This is a genomic window from Hungatella sp. (genome assembly GCF_046966825.1).
This window is the reverse complement of the sequence record NZ_JBKVCZ010000088.1, coordinates 1-20,918: the sequence shown is the minus strand read 5'-3', so window position 1 is coordinate 20,918 and position 20,918 is coordinate 1. Positions and strand designations below refer to the sequence as shown.

General features: G+C 50.5%; 20 protein-coding genes. 2 read left to right on the top strand and 18 right to left on the bottom strand.

What is annotated here, in order from left to right; genetic code table 11:
• Nucleotides 1–200 precede the first annotated feature (200 nt).
• Nucleotides 201–431, bottom strand: a complete 231-nt coding sequence (locus tag ACLTD4_RS22565) for a hypothetical protein (RefSeq protein ID WP_147335893.1) — start codon at nucleotides 429–431, stop codon at nucleotides 201–203.
• A gap of 167 nt (nucleotides 432–598) precedes the next feature.
• On the opposite strand from ACLTD4_RS22565, the gene ACLTD4_RS22560 reads away from it, so the two are divergent.
• A complete protein-coding gene (locus ACLTD4_RS22560; RefSeq protein ID WP_172683675.1) occupies nucleotides 599–772 on the top strand; it encodes a ribbon-helix-helix domain-containing protein in 174 nt (57 codons plus the stop codon).
• 129 nt (nucleotides 773–901) lie between these two features.
• Nucleotides 902–1,123, top strand: coding sequence for a hypothetical protein (locus ACLTD4_RS22555; protein ID WP_002605235.1), 222 nt, complete (start codon nucleotides 902–904; stop codon nucleotides 1,121–1,123).
• Between the two features lie 93 nt (nucleotides 1,124–1,216).
• Here ACLTD4_RS22555 and ACLTD4_RS22550 read toward each other — a convergent pair whose 3' ends face one another.
• The 17 genes from ACLTD4_RS22550 to ACLTD4_RS22470 all read right to left on the bottom strand — a co-directional run.
• Nucleotides 1,217–3,064, bottom strand: coding sequence for a cation:proton antiporter (locus tag ACLTD4_RS22550; protein WP_117621950.1), 1,848 nt, complete (start codon nucleotides 3,062–3,064; stop codon nucleotides 1,217–1,219).
• A 175-nt stretch (nucleotides 3,065–3,239) separates the two neighbouring features.
• Nucleotides 3,240–4,136, bottom strand: coding sequence for a fumarylacetoacetate hydrolase family protein (locus ACLTD4_RS22545; RefSeq protein WP_117621949.1), 897 nt, complete (start codon nucleotides 4,134–4,136; stop codon nucleotides 3,240–3,242).
• Nucleotides 4,137–4,443: 307 nt separating this feature from the next.
• On the bottom strand, nucleotides 4,444–5,172 hold the full coding sequence (locus ACLTD4_RS22540; protein ID WP_117621948.1) for a glycerophosphodiester phosphodiesterase: 729 nt from the start codon (nucleotides 5,170–5,172) through the stop codon (nucleotides 4,444–4,446).
• 18 nt (nucleotides 5,173–5,190) lie between these two features.
• Nucleotides 5,191–6,072, bottom strand: coding sequence for a carbohydrate ABC transporter permease (locus ACLTD4_RS22535; protein WP_002605239.1), 882 nt, complete (start codon nucleotides 6,070–6,072; stop codon nucleotides 5,191–5,193).
• A gap of 11 nt (nucleotides 6,073–6,083) precedes the next feature.
• On the bottom strand, nucleotides 6,084–6,992 hold the full coding sequence (locus ACLTD4_RS22530) for a carbohydrate ABC transporter permease (RefSeq protein ID WP_002605240.1): 909 nt from the start codon (nucleotides 6,990–6,992) through the stop codon (nucleotides 6,084–6,086).
• A 22-nt stretch (nucleotides 6,993–7,014) separates the two neighbouring features.
• Nucleotides 7,015–8,367, bottom strand: coding sequence for an ABC transporter substrate-binding protein (locus ACLTD4_RS22525; RefSeq protein WP_117621965.1), 1,353 nt, complete (start codon nucleotides 8,365–8,367; stop codon nucleotides 7,015–7,017).
• Nucleotides 8,368–8,681: 314 nt separating this feature from the next.
• Nucleotides 8,682–9,311 carry a YesL family protein gene (locus ACLTD4_RS22520; RefSeq protein WP_117621947.1) on the bottom strand — a complete coding sequence of 210 codons (630 nt, stop codon included), beginning with the start codon at nucleotides 9,309–9,311 and terminating at the stop codon, nucleotides 8,682–8,684.
• A gap of 32 nt (nucleotides 9,312–9,343) precedes the next feature.
• The gene (locus tag ACLTD4_RS22515) at nucleotides 9,344–9,712 is read right to left on the bottom strand and encodes a DUF1667 domain-containing protein (RefSeq protein WP_055660154.1); all 369 of its coding nucleotides are present in this window, start codon (nucleotides 9,710–9,712) and stop codon (nucleotides 9,344–9,346) included.
• Between the two features lies 1 nt (nucleotide 9,713).
• Nucleotides 9,714–10,979, bottom strand: a complete 1,266-nt coding sequence (locus ACLTD4_RS22510; protein ID WP_117621946.1) for an NAD(P)/FAD-dependent oxidoreductase — start codon at nucleotides 10,977–10,979, stop codon at nucleotides 9,714–9,716.
• 13 nt (nucleotides 10,980–10,992) lie between these two features.
• Nucleotides 10,993–12,429, bottom strand: a complete 1,437-nt coding sequence (locus ACLTD4_RS22505) for an NAD(P)/FAD-dependent oxidoreductase (RefSeq protein WP_117621945.1) — start codon at nucleotides 12,427–12,429, stop codon at nucleotides 10,993–10,995.
• A 203-nt stretch (nucleotides 12,430–12,632) separates the two neighbouring features.
• The gene (gene glpK / locus ACLTD4_RS22500; protein ID WP_055660148.1) at nucleotides 12,633–14,129 is read right to left on the bottom strand and encodes a glycerol kinase GlpK; all 1,497 of its coding nucleotides are present in this window, start codon (nucleotides 14,127–14,129) and stop codon (nucleotides 12,633–12,635) included.
• A gap of 340 nt (nucleotides 14,130–14,469) precedes the next feature.
• Nucleotides 14,470–15,462, bottom strand: coding sequence for an ABC transporter ATP-binding protein (locus ACLTD4_RS22495; RefSeq protein WP_055660147.1), 993 nt, complete (start codon nucleotides 15,460–15,462; stop codon nucleotides 14,470–14,472).
• A complete protein-coding gene (locus ACLTD4_RS22490; RefSeq protein WP_055660145.1) occupies nucleotides 15,452–16,429 on the bottom strand; it encodes an ABC transporter ATP-binding protein in 978 nt (325 codons plus the stop codon). The genes ACLTD4_RS22495 and ACLTD4_RS22490 overlap by 11 nt, the downstream gene beginning before the upstream one ends.
• A gap of 34 nt (nucleotides 16,430–16,463) precedes the next feature.
• Nucleotides 16,464–18,143, bottom strand: a complete 1,680-nt coding sequence (locus tag ACLTD4_RS22485) for an ABC transporter substrate-binding protein (RefSeq protein ID WP_117621944.1) — start codon at nucleotides 18,141–18,143, stop codon at nucleotides 16,464–16,466.
• Nucleotides 18,144–18,180: 37 nt separating this feature from the next.
• Entirely contained in the window at nucleotides 18,181–19,044 is an 864-nt protein-coding gene (locus ACLTD4_RS22480) for an ABC transporter permease (protein ID WP_412331574.1), read from the bottom strand.
• Nucleotides 19,045–19,056: 12 nt separating this feature from the next.
• Entirely contained in the window at nucleotides 19,057–20,013 is a 957-nt protein-coding gene (locus ACLTD4_RS22475) for an ABC transporter permease (protein WP_002605251.1), read from the bottom strand.
• 349 nt (nucleotides 20,014–20,362) lie between these two features.
• The coding region (locus tag ACLTD4_RS22470) for a cation transporting ATPase C-terminal domain-containing protein (protein WP_412331573.1) at nucleotides 20,363–20,918 on the bottom strand (556 nt) is incomplete at its 5' end.

The window sequence follows — 20,918 nt, the reverse complement described above, 5'->3', positions numbered from 1 at the left end:
AGCTCAGAGCGGCATTGCAGCCAGATTATAATTCAAACTATTTTGTTTATTTTGCAGCCACCTCCTCTAGATTAATTCATTTTTTAATATTGCAAAGGTTTGCAACATTTCTCATTTTTTTGTGCATGACTACCATTCTTTTAAAAATTCTCCTAAAAGGGGTACTGGTAATTATGCACATGCAAGTGATAGAAATTCAATTAGAATGTCTTGGCCGTCTCTTCTCCCAATAAATCAGGTAATCTTTTTGTAAAATGCTTTTTGGAGCCGTCGCTATGCTCCTTGCTATTCTGACTTTCTAATCCGGCAACTATAAGGATCCGAATCATATCGGACTGTGTGCGGTCATAAAACATCCGTTTTGCTCTGTCCATGAGCGGCACCATATCCGGAGTTACTGTAAATGTAATCCGCTTAGATTCAGTTGCCACAGGCATCACCTCTCTTTGTTGTTCTGAACTTATTAACTTCTGCACCTCTGAACTTAGACTCATTATAGTTCATACAGTCTGAACCTGTCAACCTTTTTCGCTCAGAAACTTCTGGCTTGACAGAACCTATGAACTCATGCATAATATGAACTATGGAGGGAATCACTATGCCAACAGAAAAACCACGCTATACCGTTATTGTAGATGAGGAGCTTTTAAGACAAATCGATGATTTTCGTTTTGAGAACCGTTATCCCAGCCGTTCAGCTGCAACACTGGATTTAATTCGGTTAGGTTTCGAGGCACTTGAAAAAAAGAAGGGAAACACATCTGACAAGTAGCAAAGAAGAGACGACGTCTCTCAGAATTTAATTATACATCATTAGTGACACAATGTACATATGCATTAGTGACATAATATTCGTGCATTATTTGTACATTAGTGACACAACATATCCAGGAGATAATATATGGGTGATTTTAATCAGGCGAAGTATATACAGGAATTTCAAAAAGAGAAATATGACAGGTGTATATTTAATGTCCCAAAAGGCTATAAAGTTGTCATCGAAGCTCATTGGAAGGCTAGCGGATACAAATCCCTAAACAGCTATGTGAATGCCCTGATTGAGGCCGATATGAAAAGAGTAGCGCAAAATAATAAGCAGGATCTGTCCTGCACAAAAGATTAAATTTATTTCTGTATTGGAATTACAGCAGCGCCCGTAAAACATGTTTTATACATTCTGTTTCACGGGCGCTGTTCACTTCAAGTCACTGAAAAACTATTTCTTTTTCTTTCTCGCCTTCCCCTTCCTCGGTGCTTTCTCTTTTTCCGGCTCGATCTCGCGTTCGATATCGTAATCTTCCTCCTGATCTTCGACGCCCGCCTCCAGTTCCTTAATCTGCTCTAAAAGCTCATGCTGCAGGAGTTCCTCGTCTGACATTTCTTTTTTTTTGCGAGTTTCCGTATTTTTCCGGCCTTTTCCATTTCCAGCCTTTTTTCCGTTGCTGTCACCATTCGGCTGGTCAGTCATTTTATGTAGGTCTGCTTTGGAATTATCCTCTTCCCCATACTCCTTTTTTCTTTTTGACGATTTCTTTGAGCTGCATTCTATGCCGTCTTTACTGGATCTGCCCTCCCCATTACAGTTCCCGTCTTCCTCCTCCATTTCGCCGCTTTCATTTACGTCAGATTCGAGTTTTCCATTCGTATCACGTTCTCCGTCACTCTCATTTTCACTCTCATCTTCACTCCCATCATCACTGCCATTTTCGCTCTCATCTTCAATTCCATCTTCACCACCATCTTCACATCCATCTTCACTTCCATCACCCCAACTCCCATCGTCTTCCTCATGTTCCTCATTTTCCGATGCAATCAGGTTCTCCTCGTGAATCTCCTCCTCCCTCTCCTTTGCCACTTCCTTCATTTTCTCCGTGGTAATGCTGCCGGAGAGGAACAGGGACATCTTGGCGCAGACCGGCCCTACCATCTCGTAGAGGACGGAAGAAGAGAGAATAATGGTCAGAAGCAGTTTCCCCATCTCCTCGGGAAGCAGCCTCTGTCCCAGAAACGCCAGACCGATGGCAACACCGGCCTGCGGGATCAGAGCCAGGCCCATATAATTTCGAATTTCCCTGCTGGTTCCCGTAATCAGGCAGCTGATATACGTTCCCAGATACTTCCCGATAATTCTCACGATAAAGTATGCCAGACCCACCGTACCCACAGTGGTCAGCGCAGACAGATCCAGATTCATGCCCGACATGATAAAGAATATGGACATGACCGGAGGCGTAAAGTTATTAATCTGCCGGTACAGCTTCTTATCGCTGGTAAGATTGATATACGACGCGCCGAAGATCATGCAGGACAGCAGCGGCGAAATATCGAGAGACGCGCAGATACCAGAGATCCCCAGAAGCATGGCAATAGCCAGAATCAGCCTGTTGTCCTTGCTTCTGGCCGGTATCAGAAGCCTGCTCAAGAAGTAACCGCAGAAAAATCCCAGACCCAGAGCCAGGATATTATAGACCACCGGCATCAGGACCGTGGACATGGTCAGCTCTTCATTTCCCGTTCGTCCGGCGATGCCTGCCACAATACTGAACGCCAGAAGGCAGACCACATCATCCAGCGCCACGATCTGCAGCAGCGTATTGACAAATTCTCCCTTTGCCTTATACTGGTTGATCGTCATCATCGTGCTGGCCGGTGCTGTCGCCGTCGCGATTGCGCCCAGAATCAACGCAAAATTCCACTCCATCTTGAAGACGCCCACACAGAACAGCGTTACCAGCACGCCGGCCAGCAGGGCCTCGAAGAGCGTGATGATAATGATCCGGCTTCCCGTCTTTAACAGCACTTCCTTCTTAAAAAACTTTCCGACCCCGAACGCAATAAACGCCAGCGCCAGATCGCTGACAAACCCCATGTGGCCGATAATCTCTACCGGGATTAGATTTAACCCGCATGGCCCGATTAAGATTCCCGCCATAATATAACCGCTGACCTTTGGCAAATTCAGCGTATTGGTCAGCCGCGTCATAATAAAACCGGCAAACAGGATCACTGACAGAATCAGCAATACCCTGGTGCCTTCACTTACCCCTGCTAAATATCCCTGCATTTTTTTGCCCCCTGTTCCCATTTATAGTAACTGTTCCCCAGTGACCGTCAGCACGCATCCCACTGCACGGAAACGTCAAAAAAGAGCAAGGAAATAAAACGAAATCCATTCGTTTCTATCCCTTACTCTTTCTCTCAAAGGTTTTTATTCTATTCTTTATCAAACACGCTCTAATCTACTCAGAAACCGTATTCTTGATAGAACCGATCCCCTCGATCACACACTCCACCACATCACCGGCCTTTAAAAACTTCGGCGGCGTAAAGCCCATTCCGACACCGGATGGCGTTCCTGTGGAAATGATGGTACCCGCCTTCAGCGTCATTCCCATGGATAATTCACTTACAATATGATCGATATCAAAAATCATCCGCTCTGTATTGCTCTCCTGCCGCACCTCACCATTTACGAGGGATCGGATCGGGAACTTTGGCGGGTATTCCACGCTGTCCGCGGTCAGAATACACGGTCCCATCGGTGTAAAACCGTCCAGACTCTTTCCAAAATACCACTGCTTGTGGGCGTTCTGCACATTGCGCGCGCTCACATCATTAATAATTGTGTATCCAAAGATGTGGTCCCTGACCTGCTCCTTCGGAACCCGGTAAGCCTCTTTTCCAATGATCACGCCAAGCTCCGCCTCATAATCGAGACTGTCCACGATATCGCTGTGACTGGAAATCTCCCCATCCGGGTCAACCGTTCGGTTTACCCTCTTGGAGAAATAGACCACTTCCTTCCGCACTCCGTCAAATGCTTCCTTCTTAAATCTGGCGGATTCTTCCGCATGCTCCATGTAGTTAAGCCCAAGACAGATAATATCCTGTTCCGGCGCCTCGATCGGAGCCAGAATCCTCACCTCAGAACGCATAGCCGCCCCTGTGATGCCGTACGGTTCCAATCCGGACACGTGCTCCAGCAAATCCTTTTCCGACTGGCTGAATCCCTTTACGACTTCCATCATACTCGTATATTCCATGCCGAATGCCCGAAGCGGATATACCCACATCTCATCCTTGCTCATAACCCCAATATCTTTTCTTCTGTCAACTTCATATGTCAGTAACTTCAACGTACTTCCTCCCTTACATGAACCACGGTTTTCCCATATACGGCGAAACCGCGTCCGCGGCGCATCCGAAGACGGCCGGAAAATTTTTCCCAACTTCTTATACTTTAGCAATCCTTCTCCACAGAGTCAAGTAAGAATCCGAATTTTTGTCATTTCTGTGAAAATTGCCTGCACAAAAAGCTCCGTTTTTTCGTACCGCGTTTCATATAAAGTCCCTTTCTCATATCAAATAAGGATTTAAAACGGTTGAATCGTCTTAAATCCTTATTTCTTTTATTTTTTAACCGACAGCTTCCGGTCTCTGCAGTCAGCCTTTATGATCCAGCCAGCTCTTGCAGATCTCCGGGTAGTTCGTGAAGATTCCGCTGCAGCCCCACTCGTAAGTGTTTTCCAGGCTTTCCATGTCGTTGATGGTCCAGACATTTACACCGATTCCATGGTCCCTGCAGTTTCTGACGGTCTCCTCCGTAAGTCCCCTGATCCCCGGGTGGTAACAGGCATAGCCGCAGCGGCTGCAGTAATACCCCGCATTTCCTAAGCCGGCATGCTCCAGTAAGGCTCCGCGCGGAATATCCGGCGCAAGCTCCTTCAGCCGCTCCAGAGACAGGTGGTTGAAGGACGAGAACATGACTCTGTCCTCTAAATGGTACTTCTTAATAATCTCCAGGGTCTTTTCCTCAATATGTTCATAATAGTACACCCCGGTCTTAATCTCCACATTTGTCATAAACCCGTACTGGCTGGCCCATTCACAGTACTCCTCAAAGGAAGGAACCGGGCAGAAGCCGTATCGGCCTCCCTTAATTGTTCCAGCGTCCAGCTTTCTTAACTCCTCAAAGGTATAATCCTTCACCAGGCCCGTTCCGTCTGTCGTCCGGTCAACGGCTTCGTCATGGATCACCACCACGGTACCGTCCCTGGTCAGCTGTACATCCAGCTCGATTCCGTCGCATCCAGTCTCCGCCGCCTTCTGAAACGACAGCATGGTGTTCTCCGGATATCTTCCGCTGTAACCTCTGTGTGCGTATACTTTCATGTTGATTCCCTCGGTTTCTTATTTCATGGCTGCCTTGGAGTATCCGGTCAGCATGTATTTCTGGAAAATGAAGAACAGGATGATGACAGGTACAACCGCCATCACCGCGCCGGCCATGATCTCATGGTTGTTCATGGATTCAGCACCGGCAAAGGTATTCTTTAAATAGGCAAGTCCGACTGTAAGCACACGGCGCTTCTCGCCCTTGGCGATGATCTTCGGCCAGAAGTAAGCGTTCCAGCCATTGGTAAAGGTCACCAGCGTAACCGTAAATAACGTGGAGCGGCACATGGGAGCCAAAATCTTCGTGATAATTCCCACACGGCCCAGCCCGTCGATTCTGGCCGCCTCGATATAGCTGTCGTCAATCGCCATAAAGGTCTGGCGCAGCATGAAGATGTAATACGGCGACACGGCTTCCGGAAGAATCAGACCTAAGAAGGTATCTGACATTCCCCAGTTTGCCATCATGATATAGATCGGAATAAACGTAACCTGGAGCGGAATCATCAGGGCGCCCAGAACGATGATAAAGCAGAAGTTCTGGCCTTTAAATCTGCCCTTGGAAAATCCATAGCCTGCGAAGATACCGGTCAGGACCTGTCCGATCAGGATGCCGGCCGTCATGACAGCCGTATTGAAATAGTATCTGGCGAAATTGCCCTTTTTTAATACATTGATGTAGTTCTCGAAGTGGAATTCCTTCGGCCATAAGGTCGGTACCGGAAGCAGAATCTCCTCCTGGGATTTTACGGAGGATACCAGCATCCAGTAGATCGGGAACACGATGATAATCAGGACGATGATGGCAAGAACCCACTGGACTGCCGTAATCGTCGCCTTTTTTCTCCTGGCGGTACGGTTAATATCCCGTCCGTCCTTCATTGTATGTTTCTCCATGTTGTCCCCCCCTATGAATCGTACGTCACGTTGCCGTTAGATACCTTCATGGTAGCCACCGTCACCACCAGCAGAAGCAGGAAGAAGAAGATCGCCACTGTGGAAGCGCGGTCCATCCGGAAATCTTCCATCGCATAACGGTAAATGTTATACACGAACACTTCGGTCGAACGGTACGGGCCGCCCTGTGTCAGGATATCTACAGACTGGAACACCTTCATGGAAGAAAGGAAGGTGGTGACAAATAAAAACAGTGTGGTCGGCGACAGCATCGGAATCGTGATCTTAAAGAACCGCTGTATCGCATTGGCCCCATCCAGGGAGGCCGCTTCGTAATAGTCCGTGGAAATGCCCATCATGGCAGACAAATACACCATCATTCCATATCCCACGCACCGCCATCCGGTCAGCATCAGGACCGAAAGCAGGGCGGTGTGGCGGTTGCCCAGCCAGTCCACTTTACTGATTCCAACCAGGGATAAGAGGTAGTTTAAGATACCGCCGTCCGTATTTAAAATCCATAAGAACACAACTGCCGCGGAGGACATCGCCACGTATTTCGGCATAAAGACGATGGCTCTCATGGCGGAGAACCCCTTCGTCATACGGTTAAAGATCAGGGCGAAGATCATGCCCCCCACCAGCGTGATGAAGATCTCGCCGGCCGAATAGAGAATCGTGACCTTCAGGGAGTTCCAGAGATACTTGGTACCGGAACCCCCGAACAGCCATTTCCAGTTCTTAAAGCCTACATAGTGCCACGTATCATTTAACATGTTCCAGTCGGTAAAGCTGATCCGGAACAGCTCCGCGATCGGATAGTAGGTAAATACCGCCAGAAAAATCAGTACCGGAAGTACACAGGCAAAATCCTTCATCGCGGATACTTTTCTTGGATTGATATGTTTTTTCTCTTTCATATGATACCCCCGCCAAACTGCATCAGGAATCTCCTAATACGTCATCAATTTCCTCGGCCATCTTTTCCATGGATTTCTGCGCGTCTCCGCCCTCCAGCATGAGCTGTGCCATGTCGTTCTTCCAGATATTAGCCATCTGGGACCATGCCTTGTGCTGGATTCTCGGCTGAATCAGGTCCAGATTATCGAAAATACACTGGAATGCCGGCTTCTCCTCTAAGAATGCCTTGCCTTCATCGGTTGTGAGTACGGACTTTCTGGTCGGGATATATCCGGTTCCTCTTGCCCATGTTAAGTTTACTTCCTTGCTGCATAAGTACTGCATAAACTGCCATGCCGCGTTCTTCGTAGCCTGATCGTTCTTGGATGGGATTAACAGCACGCAGCCGCCGATCTCCTGGTTCTTCGTCTCGCCGCCCGGAAGCCATGCCATACCGATCTCGAAATTACACTGGCTCAAATAGTTCGTATACAGGGAGCTTGTATGTACAACGGAAAATGCCTCGCCGTCGATAAAGTGCTGACGCATGATGGAGGACGCGTCATCCGCGGTTCCTGTCCAGTATGTATAGCCCTTATCGCACCATTCTTTAATCTTGGCCGCGATCTCCACCGCCTTCTCATCGCCTAAGTCCGTGGTTACCTGGTCATCATTGATGATCTTCACCCCCTGATTTAAGTAGAAGGTCTCATAATACCACTGATCCCACCCCGGCATAATGGTTCCGTACACCGCCGTCGTTCCGTCCGCGTTGACCTTGGAGGTCTTCTCAAGGAACGCATCCATGTCATCCCACTTTTCCGGAATCTCTATACCCAGCTCGTCCGCCATATCTTTGTTGTAGTAAACGATCTGCGTGGAGATCAGGAAGGGAAGGGATACCTGCTTGCCGTTGTAGCTGGAAGCCGTAATCATGCCTTCGCCGAAGTCCTTTAAATCATAGCCGCTGGCCTGGATATAGGGTGTTAAGTCCTCAGTCAGACCGCCTGCACCGTATTCCGCCACGTAAGGAGTATTGGCAACCGTAATTGCCGGAAGATCGGTCCCCGCCGCATGGGCCGCTACCAGAGCCTCATTTAATTTCTTGTAGCTTCCGATGTACTCCGCTTCCACTGTGATCATATCCTGTGATTTGTTGAAGTCGTCCACGACCTTCTGCACGGTCTCAGAATACTGTTCCTCCAGCGCGTGCCACCACTTGATGGTGATCGGCTCCGTCACCTCATACAGGGACGGATCTACCTCCGCCACGGTCTGTGCCTCTGTCTGCGCGCCTGCCCCAGCCTTGCCGGTGGAACCTCCGCCGCTGCAACCACTCAGTGTTCCTGCCATCATTGCAGCCACCATTAATAATGCGATACCCCTTTTTTTCATGTCTTTTACGACTCCCTTCCGTTGCCCTCTGAGACCCTTCCGCCTGAAGGTTACGACTCCTCCCGGCGAAAAAACAGCAATAAAAAAGAGATTGTGCATGCGCCGAAAGCATATTGCTCATATGCATCCTACACTTGCTCCGATCTCAGTCTCTCTCAAGCAACCCATATTCTTTTCTGATAGAACTATGGTATCATAGATTATTCCATTATGCAAGTAATTCTTTATCTATTTTGCATAATTTTTTTATTTATTCTTATATCTTTTTATTTCCTTTTCATAAAAATTGACTTTTTTTTAACAATTTTTACCACTTACTCTTCGTCATCTTTTATGTATTTATAGAAAATAAAACGGTAAAAAAATGATGCCACATAGCTGCCAAGGGCAAACCAGAACATAAAAAGCATGGGGAAGAAATACGTTACAACTGCTGTAATTCCATATATTACAAGGATTGTGACAGAAACGTGAAGATTTCCGACGGACATGACGAAAGAATCCCTTATCACCTTTCTGGTATCGACATGAAAGAAAGCGAGCAGGGGAAACAGATAAATTATTGTTAATAAATAGACGAAAATAGCGCCGATCAGCAGGAAAAATGCAAAGAAGCGAACCGCCCCCAGTGGGGCGAGAAACTGGCAGCACCATAAATCAAACACCAGAAATGCCCCCACGAGGACTGCGCCGATCCAGAGAATGGTGGCCTGACCAAGATTCTTCTTAAAGCCCTCCCGGAAGGTCTTCCAGACGTATCCCTCCTCGTCCGCAGTCAGACGAAGCGTATACTGAAACAGGGCGGTGGTCGCCGCGCCCGCAGTCACCACCGGGATGCTGAAAAGGAACCAGAAGAAACTGAGAACACAGATATCCGTCACCCTCTCCATAAATGCCCAGAACCGGTTCTCCGGATTAAAAAATCTGTTGATATTCCATCTCATATGTCTTCTGATTCCTTTCTGCTTAAGGTCTTTTATGCAATTACTGCCTCCACGTTCTTCGTCGCCACGATGGATACTCCCGTACCGGCGCAGTCCGCTATCACCACATCACCGATCTTCACAGGGGCCGGAATCGTCACCTTACGTATCTCATCCATGCATTCGAAGATCTTGCCCTTCGGTATATCATGTTCCGTCTTAACGGATACCATCTCGATGGTCCCGCCATCCACGTGAACGGAAGAGGTTACGATCCTGGTGGGGCTTAACACTTCCTTCTTTGCGTAATCGGCGCCTCTCACACACGTATTGCCGGAGACCTCCACCTCGCCTCCTTCCAGACGAACCGTCAGGGGACAGCCAAGCGGGCAGCCGATACAGATTAACTCTCTAACCTCCATTTTACTCCACCTCCGTACAAATCACAATATTTTTTAAGTCGGGGCAGCCGGAAAAGCTATCTTTCTTTAACACGACCTGCTCCATCTCACCTGGCGCGAGGACTTTTTTCTTCTTTTTCGACACGCGCACGCCGTCGTAATAGACGCTGATAAAGCGGTCCTTATAGACATCAGCCACACGGAATCTCACCGTAACCTTGTCATTCATATGATCGATATTAATCGCCTGGGGAACCGTGTAACGAACCCCGTTCTCCGCTTTCAGCGCAACGATATGACCCGTCTGTTTTTCACTTCCCGCTCCCACATACGCTGCGGCATTGGAGCCGGCCAGAGTCGCCTCCTCGGAAACGTAATCAACCAGATCATGTACATGAAGCACGTTGCCGCAGGCAAACACGCCGCTGGTATCCGTTTCCAGCTGATCATTGACATTCGGCCCCTGAGTCACCCGGTTCATAGATGCGCCGATGCCCTTGGTAAGCTCATTTTCCGGGATCAGTCCCACGGAGAGAAGAAGGGTATCGCAGCTGTAGTATTCCTCTGTTCCCGGAATCGGTTTCCGGTTCTCGTCTACCTTTGCCAGGGTAATTCCTGTTACCCGCTCTTTTCCCTGGATATCAATCACAGTGTGGCTGAGCTTCAACGGGATGCCGTAGTCGTCGAGACACTGAACGATATTTCTCTTTAAACCGCCGGAATAAGGCATCAGCTCCGCAACGACCTTCACCTTTGCGCCTTCCAGCGTCATTCTTCTTGCCATAATGAGTCCGATATCGCCGGAACCCAGGATCACGACCTCACGGCCCACACTGAAGCCCTCGATGTTCATGAGGCGCTGCGCTGTGCCCGCCGAATAGATTCCCGCCGGACGGTAACCCGGGATGTTTAAGGCGCCGCGGGGACGTTCCCGGCAACCCATGGCCAGAATGATGGCCTTAGCCTTGATTACATGCAATCCGTCCTCCCGGTTGATGACGGTGATTTCCTTCTCTTTATTGATATCAATGACCATGGTATTTAATTTGTAAGGGATCTTCTCCTCTTTTACCATGTCAATATAGCGCGCCGCATATTCCGGTCCGGTCAGCTCTTCCTTGAACGTGTGAAGTCCGAATCCGTTGTGGATACACTGGTTTAAGATACCTCCCAGGCAGCTGTCCCTCTCCAGAATCAGGATATCTTCCGCTCCTGCCCGTTTTGCGGCAACCGCTGCCGCCAGCCCGGCCGGGCCGCCTCCGATGATTACGATATCATGTTGTGTCATATCATTCTCCCCCTTATTTCTGACCGGTCAGCATATTGGATCCGGGCGCATTTTTGCAGACTTCTTCCATTGTGATTCCAAGCTCTCGGGACAGGATCTCCATGGTCCTCGGCGTACAGAAGCCGGCCTGGCATCTTCCCATGCCCTGTCTGACTCTGCGCTTCACGCCGTCCAGTGACACCGCTCCCAGCGTTCTTCTTATGGAATCAATGATCTCACCTTCACTGACTCCTTCACAGCGACAGATGATCGTGCCGTATTCCGGTCTCTGACGGATCAGCTCCGCTCTCTCTTCCACGCTCATCTTCTCCGGACGGACAATGCCCCTGCGCTCCCGCTTCCAGTCCTTCTTCTGAACGGCTCCCGCCCTGCCGGCTACAAGCTCTGCCAGATAGACGCCGATGGCCGGTGCGCTGGTAAGACCCGGAGATTCGATGCCTGCCGCGTCGAAGAATCCCGGTGCATCCTCCGCTTCACCGATAACGAAATCATCGCCATCCTCATGGGCCCGGAGACCGGAGAATGATGTAATGACCTGACGGAACGGAACGTTCTTTACGCCGATGGAAGACTTCTCTATGACAAATGCCAGCTCTTCCGCCGTTGTGGCGTTGCCTTCCTTATCCTCGATATCCACAGCGGTCGGTCCGGTAAGCAGGTTGCCATGGACCGTCGGTGATACCAGAACGCCCTTTCCCAATTTACCCGGAAGCTGGAAAATGGTATGGCTCACATGGCCGCCCGCTTCTTTGTCCAGCAGGCAGTAGTCGCCCTTACGCGGGGTAATATGTATCTTATTGCCGCTGACCATGTTGTGGAAGCGGTCCGCGTAAACGCCTGCGGCATTGATAATATATTTCGTCGTTATGGCTCCCTTTCCTGTCTCCAGGATGTAGCCTTCTCCGTCTTTCTTAATCTCATTTACTTCAGTCAGAAATTTGAATTCCACTCCGTTGTCCGCTGCGTTTTCGGCCAGCGCGATGGTAAGGCCAAAGGGGCAGACAATTCCACCGGTCGGCGCGTAGAGCGCTGCCACCACGGTATCTGTCACGTTAGGCTCCATCCTTCTGACTTCATCGCCGGAGATAATCTCCAGTCCCTGGACCCCATTGCGTTTTCCCTTTTCCAGGAGCTCTTCCAGCGCCGGGAGATCGTCGTTCGAGAAGCAGAGAACGAGAGAACCATTTCTCACGTAGTCAAAATCCAGTTCCTTCGAGAGCGGTTCCATCATCTGGCTTCCCTGTACATTGAATTTCGCCTTTAAGGAGCCTGGCGTGGCATCATGCCCGGCGTGAGCGATGGCGCTGTTGGCTTTCGATGTTCCCGAGCACACATCCTCTTCCTTTTCCAGTACACAGACCGACAGCTCGTAGCGGGACAGTTCCCTGGCTACCGCGCATCCGGTTACCCCGCCGCCAATGATGACCGCATCGTAATTCAAACTTTCCATTTTCATTCCTCCTGATTGATCCTCTCGTTCCTGTGAAACGAAGCATTTTGCGGTGTAAGAACCTTTTCCTTCTACGCAAAAAGAGTAAGGGAAACAAACGGATTACCTCCGTCTATCTACCTTACTCTGTCGTCTCAAGGTTTCATATTTAGTTTCATGCTATCACACCCGATGACCGGTGTCAAGTACAAATGCTTCTTACTTTACTCTTCCTCTGCCCAGCACAGCGCGCACTTGATCGCCCGCTTCCAGCCCTTTACGAGGCGGCGGCGCTGATCCTCCTCCATGCCGCTCTCAAACGCCCTGGACACCTTCCAGTTCTTTCTGATCTCTTCCTTGTCCTTCCAGTAACCCACGGCAAGACCCGCCAGATAGGCAGCTCCCAGCGCAGTGGTCTCGATACAGTCCGGACGGATAATGGCGGTATTCAGAAGGTCTGCCTGGAACTGCATCAGGAAGTTATTGGCGCAGGCGCCGCCGTCTACCCGAAGCTGTCTTAAACAGATACCGGAATCCTGCTGCATGGCTTCGATTAAGTCGTACACCTGGTACGCCATGGATTCCACGGTGGCGCGTATAAACTGCTCCTTGCTGGTACCGCGGGTCACCCCTACGATGGTCCCCCTGGCATACTGGTCCCAATAAGGCGCTCCCAGACCGGCAAAAGCAGGCACCACATAGACGCCGCCCGTATCGGCTACCGCAGTGCAGTATTCCTCCGTCTGCGGCGCGCTTCTCACCATACGCATCTCGTCTCTCAGCCACTGTACCGCGGCTCCCGCCACGAAGACACTGCCCTCCAGGGCGTAACGCACCTCGTTCCCGTCGCTGGCCGCAATGGTAGTAAGCAGGCCGTTCTTAGAGTGAACCGCTTTTTCCCCTGTATTCATAAGCAGGAAGCATCCGGTTCCATATGTATTCTTCACTTCGCCCTCATCAAAACAGCACTGGCCGAACAGCGCCGCCTGCTGATCTCCGGCTGCTCCGGCGATCGGGATCTTTCCGCCCATCACATCGGAGGAGGTATAGCCATAAACGCAGCTGGAAGGCTTCACATCCGGTAGCATGCACCTGGGAATTCCGAAATACTCCAGAATCTCGTCATCCCAGCATCTCCTGTGAATGTCAAACAGCATGGTTCTCGATGCGTTCGTATAATCGGTCACATGGATACAGCCCTTGGTCAGGTTCCAGATCAGCCACGTATCCACGGTTCCAAACAGCAGCTCTCCCCGCTCTGCCCGTTCCCTGGCGCCTTCCACGTGATTTAAGATCCATTCAATCTTGCTTCCCGAAAAATAGGCATCCGGAATCAGGCCGGTCTTCTCCCGAATCCGGTTCGCAAGCTCGTCTTTTTTCAATTCTTCAATGCGGTCCGCCGTCCTGCGGCACTGCCACACGATGGCGTTGTAAACCGGTTCCCCAGTCTCCTTATCCCATACGATGGTCGTCTCACGCTGATTCGTGATGCCGATGGCTGCAATATCGCTGTAATGCGCCCCTATTTTCCCCATCGCCTCCATGGTTACGGACAACTGGGATGACCAGATCTCCATCGGATTATGCTCCACCCAGCCCGGCTGCGGAAAGATCTGTGTAAACTCCTTCTGCGCCACGCTGCAGATCGTTCCCTGCTCATCAAACAGGATACATCTGGAGCTTGTCGTCCCCTGGTCCAATGCAATGACATACTTCCCCATGTTTCTTCTCCCTTCTGGTAACGCGCCCCCGCACACTCTGCGCACAGGTTGCTGTAATAATAAATGGCAGCCGTCACGGCCGTTTCTGAGATGACCGCCTGGTCCCCGTATAACGGACGGCCATATCCCCGCGGCTTTTCCCGTTTAAGCAGCATGCAGCGCCCAAACAGCATGCAGCACTCAAACAGCATGCAGCACCCAAGAAGCGTGCAGCCCCTGATAAACAAGGAAAGAGCCGGCAAAACAACGGGGGTTACGGCCCCGTGTGTTTAACCTGCTCTGTCATCTCTAAGGTTTCTATATAAACTATGATTATAGTACCACCGGGTTAGGGCTTATGTCAAGAAAAACCTTCGTTCAGCGGAAAGTGACACGCCACACTATGGCCGCCGCCCATATCTCTTAATGCCGGAACCTCTTCCCGGCACCGATCTGTCGCATAGGGACAGCGGGTGTGGAACTTACAGCCGGAAGGCGGATTATAAGCGCTGGGAACGTCTCCCTCCAATATAATGCGGTTGCGCTTTCTGTTGGCGTCCGGAATGGGGATGGCGGAGAGCAGAGCCCTGGTATAGGGATGGAGTGGCGCTCCGTATAAATCCTGCTTGTCAGCGATCTCAACCACACTTCCCAGATACATAACCGCCACACGGTCGCTGACGTGGCGAACCACGCTCAAATCGTGGGATATGAATAAATAGGTGAGATTCCTCTTCTGCTGCATCTTTTTCATCAGGTTCAGCACCTGCGCCCGCACAGACACGTCGAGAGCCGATACCGCCTCGTCGCAGACCACGAACTCCGGATTCAGGATCAGAGCCCTGGCTATGCCGATTCTCTGACGCTGGCCTCCTGAGAATTCATGAGGAAAACGGTTCAAATACTGTTTGTCCAGTCCCACATCGTTTAAGATGGATATGACCATCTCCTTCCGCTCTGCGGCGCTTCCAATCCCGTAGACCTCCAGAGGGGCGCTAACCAGATCATATACCGTCATTCGCGGATTCAGCGAGCTGTAGGGATCCTGGAAGATGATCTGCATCCGCTTGCGCATCTCCCACATCTGCTTCTTGTCATAGGCGGCAATGTCTTCCCCGTTGTAAATCACCTGACCGGAGGTCATGGGAATCAGCTTTAAGATCGTTCTGCCGAGAGTGGATTTTCCGCAGCCGGATTCACCGACCAGGCCCAGAGTCTCGCCCTTGTGAATCGTCAGGTTGATATCGTCGACCGCCTTTACCACCGGGGGATTTAAGTTAAACAGCCCCTTTTTCCCGCTAAAATATTTTCTCAAATCTTTCGTTTCCAGTAAAACCTGATTCTCACTTCTCATAGTTATCACCCTCATATCTAAAGCAGCTCACCTTCGCACCGCCTGCCTCATAGATTCCCGGCTGTTCCTTCACACACCGCTCATCCGCATAAGGGCATCTTGGGCTGAAACGGCAGCCGACCGGCATCTGTCCTGGCCCGGGCACCGTTCCCTCTATAGTGTTCAGTTCCTCCACATCCTCTTCCAAAGGCGGTATGGAGCTTAAAAGCCCCTTTGTATACGGATGCTTGGGTGTATTGAATATCTCTTTCACCGATCCGTATTCCACAACCTTGCCCGCGTAAAGAACCAGAATATTATCCGCGGTCTCGGCCACTACGCCCATGTCATGGGTGATGAGAATGACCGCCGTATCCATCTTCTGCCTTAAATCCAGCATAAGCTCCAGAATCTGAGCCTGAATCGTCACGTCAAGCGCCGTGGTCGGCTCGTCCGCGATCAGAAGCTTGGGTGCACAGGACACGGCCATGGCGATCATGACCCTCTGGCGCATACCGCCGGAGAGCTGGTGAGGATACTCCTTCAGCCGCTTTTCCGGCGCCGAGATTCCTACTTTTTTCAGAACCTCGACCGCCTCCTTCCTGGCGTCCTTCTTGTTGAAGCCCTGGTGAATCACCAGAGGCTCGATCAGCTGGTCGCCGATGGTCAGAGTCGGATTGAGCGCCGTCATCGGGTCCTGGAAAATCATGGCGATCTCATTGCCCCGGATCTTACACATATCATCTTCAGACAGGGAGAGCAGCTCCCTGCCTTCCAGCTTAACACTTCCCTGGGATATCCGGGCGTTCGTTCCTAAAAGCCGCAGGATCGACAAACTGGTTACGCTCTTACCGCAGCCCGATTCTCCCACGATTCCCAGTATCTCGCCTTTTCCAACCGAAAAGCTGATGCCGTCAACCGCTGTATTAATTCCTTTTTTTGTATTAAACTGGACCTGTAAACTGTCCACCGTAAGCAATGAATCCATAAATTTTCCCTCTTAACTTTTATTCTTAAGTTCCTTACTGTACATCCCAGTTCCAGGTCGACCAGTTCAGGGAATCGAAATTCTCTGCGTTGATGCCTGTAATTCTCTTGTTATGAACAGTTAATGTATTCTTTGTATACAGATAAGCCATGGCGGAACGCTCTTTAACCATCACCTGATACTCATCAAAGTACGGTTTTCTGGCTTCAAAGGTAAGCTCTGCGTTGCCCTTGTCGATTACGTCTGTCATCTCTGTATCTCTTAACTGGCAGAAGTTGACGGAGCTCTCCGGATGGATCATCTCACGGCTCTCGCTCGGGTCTAAGGTTCCGCCGGATCCGATGGTTCCCATATCGTGCTTGCCGTCTAACATGTTGCTCATGAGTGTCGGGAAGTCTACCTGCTCAATCTGAACCTTAACGCCGACCTTCTGTAAATCCTGTACGATCAGAGCCGCTGTACGCTCCGTGATACTGTTTCCTGCCGCAATATAGAAGGTCAGAGTCTGATCAAACGGGAACTTCGCTTCTTCCAGCATGGACTTCGCCTTGTCTGGATCGTACCATACCGTTACATCTTTGTTGTAATACGGGCTCATCGGTGCAATCGGAGTGATGACCTGCTGGCCCTGGCCCTGCAGCAGGGCGTCTACGAGAACCTGACGGTTGATCGCCATGCTCAGGGCCTGGCGTACTTCCTGTGTCAGATACGGTTTCTGTGTATTAAAGATCAGTGTGGTATAGGAAGTCGTAGGAATGGACTCCGCAACCAGATTTTCCTGCTCATTAGCCAGATCCCAGTCGTCGATCAGAATGGAACCGTAGCCGATCAAATCGAGATCTCCGTTGATTAAGCCGGCCAGCATACTGGCGGAATCGGTCACACGGATTACGAGACGGTCAATCTTCGGCGCGCCTAAGTGGTAGTTCGGATTCTTGACAAATTCCATTCTCTCACCGTTGATCTCACTGTCATAGATAAATGGACCGGAGCCAACAGGCTTTGCCCATAAATCAGGGGAGTTAATCTCCTGCGCCGTCTTGCCTTCGAAAATATGCTTCGGGATGATGAAAACCGTATCAATATCCTGAAGGAAGGTGTCCACGAACATGGAACTCTTTAACTGGAAGGTAACCTCATAGTCACCGTTTGCAGTTACTTCAATGGAATCCTCGGAAAGCTCCGCGCCGGAATCATCCACGCCGGCGATATACTCTAAATGGTAACGGCTCTTGGCGTCTACATTAGGATCGGAATACATCTGATAGCTGAACACAACGTCCTCGGCCGTAACCGGTTCTCCGTCAGACCATACGGCGTTGTCATACAGTTCAAATGTTACCGCGCTGGAATCCTCATTCACGCTCCAGGATTTGGCAAGACGTCCCTCATACGTTCCGTCTGCGTTGGACTGTGTCAGACGATCGTAAATCTGATCGCAGATCATACGGGTATAGTTGCTGGTGGTATTAAGCGGCATCATGGTATCCCATGCGGTGCTGACCGCAGCCGTGATCACCTTCTCACCCGCTGCCGCGCCTGTCGACCCCTGTGCTGCGGTGGTTTCTCCCGCCGCCTGAGTGGTTCCGGAATTTCCTGCTGCCGTCGTACCGTTGTCAGCGTTCTTGCCGCCGCAGGCGCTCAGCCCCAGTACCATGGCCCCCGCCATGACAATGGCTGTCAATCTTGTTATTTTACTCTTACTTTTTCTCATAGAATCCTCCTTTTATGTGTAGATATAACTACCTGATTTAAATTTTGATCTTCGGATCCAGAGCATCCCGGATTCCGTCTCCCAGGAAATTGATGCTGAGCACCGTAATAAGCAGCGCAATTCCCGGCGGCATCCAGATCCAGAGCCGTTTGGAAAGAACCGTAATCGACTGAGCGTCATAAAGCATATTGCCCCAGCTGGCTCCCGGCGGCTGTACGCCCATTCCAAGGAAGCTTAAAGATGATTCCATTAAGATCGCGCTGGCCATCTGAAAGGTGATGGCGATCAGAATCGGGGCAAAGGAGTTCGGCAAAATGTACTTCGTAATAATCTTATAATTGGAAGTACCGATCGCCCTCGCAGACTCCACATATTCCTTTTCCGAGACAGAAAGCACATTGGCATAGATCAGTCTGGCAAACTGGGTCCATCCCAGCACGCCGATTACAATGGTAACCGACCAGATGGACGGTCCGATCACAGCCACCAGCACCAGGATTAAGACGATGGATGGGAAGGACATGAAGATATCCGCCACACGCATGATGGCGATCTCCGCCTTGCCCCTGAAGTAACCTGCGATCAGTACCAGCGGAACGCCGATGGCGCAGCTGATAATGGTGGACAATAAGCCTACCAGAAGGGAGGTCCTGCCTCCGTAAACCAGTCTGGCAAAGATATCGCGCCCGATGGCATCCGTGCCGAGAATATGGAGACCGCTCGGCGCCGCGGAAAATGCCGTATAATCCGAATCGTAAGGATTTAAATGCATGATAAACGGGAGCACCACCACAAGAATGATCTCCAGTGTGATGACAAAAAGTCCAACCATGGCCATCTTGTGCTCCGTCAGTTTGCTAAGTACCTCGGAAAGGTAGCTTTCATTCTCTCTTTTTTTCATTCGTCTACCCTCCTATTTATAGCTGATGCGCGGATCTAAAAGCCCGTAGGCCACATCGGTTAAGATATTGGCGATCAGAACCGCCGCCGCAATCATGACGGTGATTCCCATAATAACCGGATAATCCCGGCCATTGATGGCGGTAACCATCAAAGACCCGACACCTGGCCATCCGAATACCTGCTCCGTAATAACGGCGCCGCCGACCAGCGACGGGATGGACATACCCACCACCGTGATTACCGGAATCAATGCGTTTTTCAATCCATGTTTGTAGATAACGCCCCATTTTTTCAGACCCTTGGAACGAGCGGTCCGGATATAGTCCTCCTGCATGACCTCCAGCATACTGCTGCGCATGTGGCGGACCCACCCGCCGATCTGCTGGAAGGACAGCACAAGACAGGGCATGATCATGTGGCGCATCAGTGCCGCGCCTGATTTCACTCCCGCCGAATCGTACATTCCTCCTGAAGGAAGAATCTTGAATACGATGGCAAACAGATAGATAAACACCAGACCCACAAAGAAGTTCGGAGTCGCCATCATTAAGAGTGAAATACCGCCCGAAACGTAATCTCTCTTTGAATTCGGTTTGGATGCCGCGTAAATTCCCAGGGGAATCGCTACAATCAGAGACAGCAGAATCGATGCTCCTGCCAGACATGCCGTAGCCGGAAGACGCTCTCCGATCATGGCCGCCACCGGTCTCTGGGTGCTGTAGGAGAAGCCTAAGTCTCCATGAAGCAGCAGATTCAGCCAGCTGAAATACTGGATGACCACAGGCTTGTCAAGCCCAAGGGCAATCCGTTTTCGTTCCAGTTCCGCAGGAGATATCTTGGGATCCGCAAGAAGTGCGTCCAGAGGTGATCCGGGGGCCAGATTCAGAATAAAATAGGCCAGCACCGTAATCCCTAAAAAAGTAGGTATGGCAATCAGAAGCCGTTTTGCTATGTATTTCCACTTCATCTTCTCTTGTCCTTTCGTAATTCTGTCACGAAATCTTCATTTTACCGGGACCACCGCGCATTCCGGCCCCTTCTCCTCCCCCGGACTGTCCGTTCCTGAAGGCTGAATAACCACGTTACAGAATAAAACTATAATAGTATTATCGTATCGCATTTTGTGTTTTTTCTCAAGTAGTTTCTAAAATTTACAGACATCTCCTGAAAAAGGGTGATATGAGCATTTCTGGCATTGGAAACCAGCGGATTTTGGTACTATTTTGCCGCAGAAAGGCGTTCCGAAACCAATTTTCGGAACGCCTGTTATTTTTTAAATCACAGCAGCTTAATAAACATACAGCAGATTCCCGCCTTTACCGCATACTCTCCCGCACCGTCTTAAACGCCTGGATCACCAGTGTCGGCACCACCGCAAATATAACTATGGTGAGCAGCTGCCTCACTGATAGATCAGCTACGGAGAACAGGGTCTGAAGCCCAGGCACAAACAGAACCGCGGCCAGAAGCACCACTCCTGCCTCAAACGCCATGATACTGTATAAGTTGCTCATCAGGCCAATCTTAAAGATGGAGTGAGAGCTGCGGCAGTTGAAGCCATGGAACAGTCTCGCCAGGGTCAGGGTGGAAAACGCCATGGTACTGGCCGCCGCCTCGCTGCCCGTGGCCAGGCCGGTATGATAGGCGGTCATCGTGCAGACTGCTATGAGCGCCCCCTGGAGGAGAATCTGAAGGATGAACCGTTTCGTCAGAATTCCTTCCTTCGGATTTCTCGGTTTTTTCGTCAGAAGCCCCGGCTCCGCCTTCTCCATACCGATGGCAATGGCCGGAAGGGAATCCGTCACCAGGTTGATAAACAGGAGGTGCACCGGCGCAAATGGCGTCGGCAGCGCCATCAGGGATGTATACAAG

Coding starts and splice junctions, on each gene's coding strand:
- ACLTD4_RS22560 (WP_172683675.1), top strand. CDS start 599: ATGCCAACAGAAAAACCACGCTATACCGTTATTGTAGATGAGGAGCTT.
- ACLTD4_RS22555 (WP_002605235.1), top strand. CDS start 902: ATGGGTGATTTTAATCAGGCGAAGTATATACAGGAATTTCAAAAAGAG.
- ACLTD4_RS22550 (WP_117621950.1), bottom strand. CDS start 3,064: ATGCAGGGATATTTAGCAGGGGTAAGTGAAGGCACCAGGGTATTGCTG.
- ACLTD4_RS22540 (WP_117621948.1), bottom strand. CDS start 5,172: ATGAAAGTATACGCACACAGAGGTTACAGCGGAAGATATCCGGAGAAC.
- ACLTD4_RS22535 (WP_002605239.1), bottom strand. CDS start 6,072: ATGGAGAAACATACAATGAAGGACGGACGGGATATTAACCGTACCGCC.
- ACLTD4_RS22530 (WP_002605240.1), bottom strand. CDS start 6,992: ATGAAAGAGAAAAAACATATCAATCCAAGAAAAGTATCCGCGATGAAG.
- ACLTD4_RS22525 (WP_117621965.1), bottom strand. CDS start 8,367: ATGAAAAAAAGGGGTATCGCATTATTAATGGTGGCTGCAATGATGGCA.
- ACLTD4_RS22520 (WP_117621947.1), bottom strand. CDS start 9,311: ATGAGATGGAATATCAACAGATTTTTTAATCCGGAGAACCGGTTCTGG.
- ACLTD4_RS22515 (WP_055660154.1), bottom strand. CDS start 9,712: ATGGAGGTTAGAGAGTTAATCTGTATCGGCTGCCCGCTTGGCTGTCCC.
- ACLTD4_RS22510 (WP_117621946.1), bottom strand. CDS start 10,979: ATGACACAACATGATATCGTAATCATCGGAGGCGGCCCGGCCGGGCTG.
- ACLTD4_RS22505 (WP_117621945.1), bottom strand. CDS start 12,429: ATGGAAAGTTTGAATTACGATGCGGTCATCATTGGCGGCGGGGTAACC.
- glpK (WP_055660148.1), bottom strand. CDS start 14,129: ATGGGGAAGTATGTCATTGCATTGGACCAGGGGACGACAAGCTCCAGA.
- ACLTD4_RS22495 (WP_055660147.1), bottom strand. CDS start 15,462: ATGAGAAGTGAGAATCAGGTTTTACTGGAAACGAAAGATTTGAGAAAA.
- ACLTD4_RS22490 (WP_055660145.1), bottom strand. CDS start 16,429: ATGGATTCATTGCTTACGGTGGACAGTTTACAGGTCCAGTTTAATACA.
- ACLTD4_RS22485 (WP_117621944.1), bottom strand. CDS start 18,143: ATGAGAAAAAGTAAGAGTAAAATAACAAGATTGACAGCCATTGTCATG.
- ACLTD4_RS22480 (WP_412331574.1), bottom strand. CDS start 19,044: ATGAAAAAAAGAGAGAATGAAAGCTACCTTTCCGAGGTACTTAGCAAA.
- ACLTD4_RS22475 (WP_002605251.1), bottom strand. CDS start 20,013: ATGAAGTGGAAATACATAGCAAAACGGCTTCTGATTGCCATACCTACT.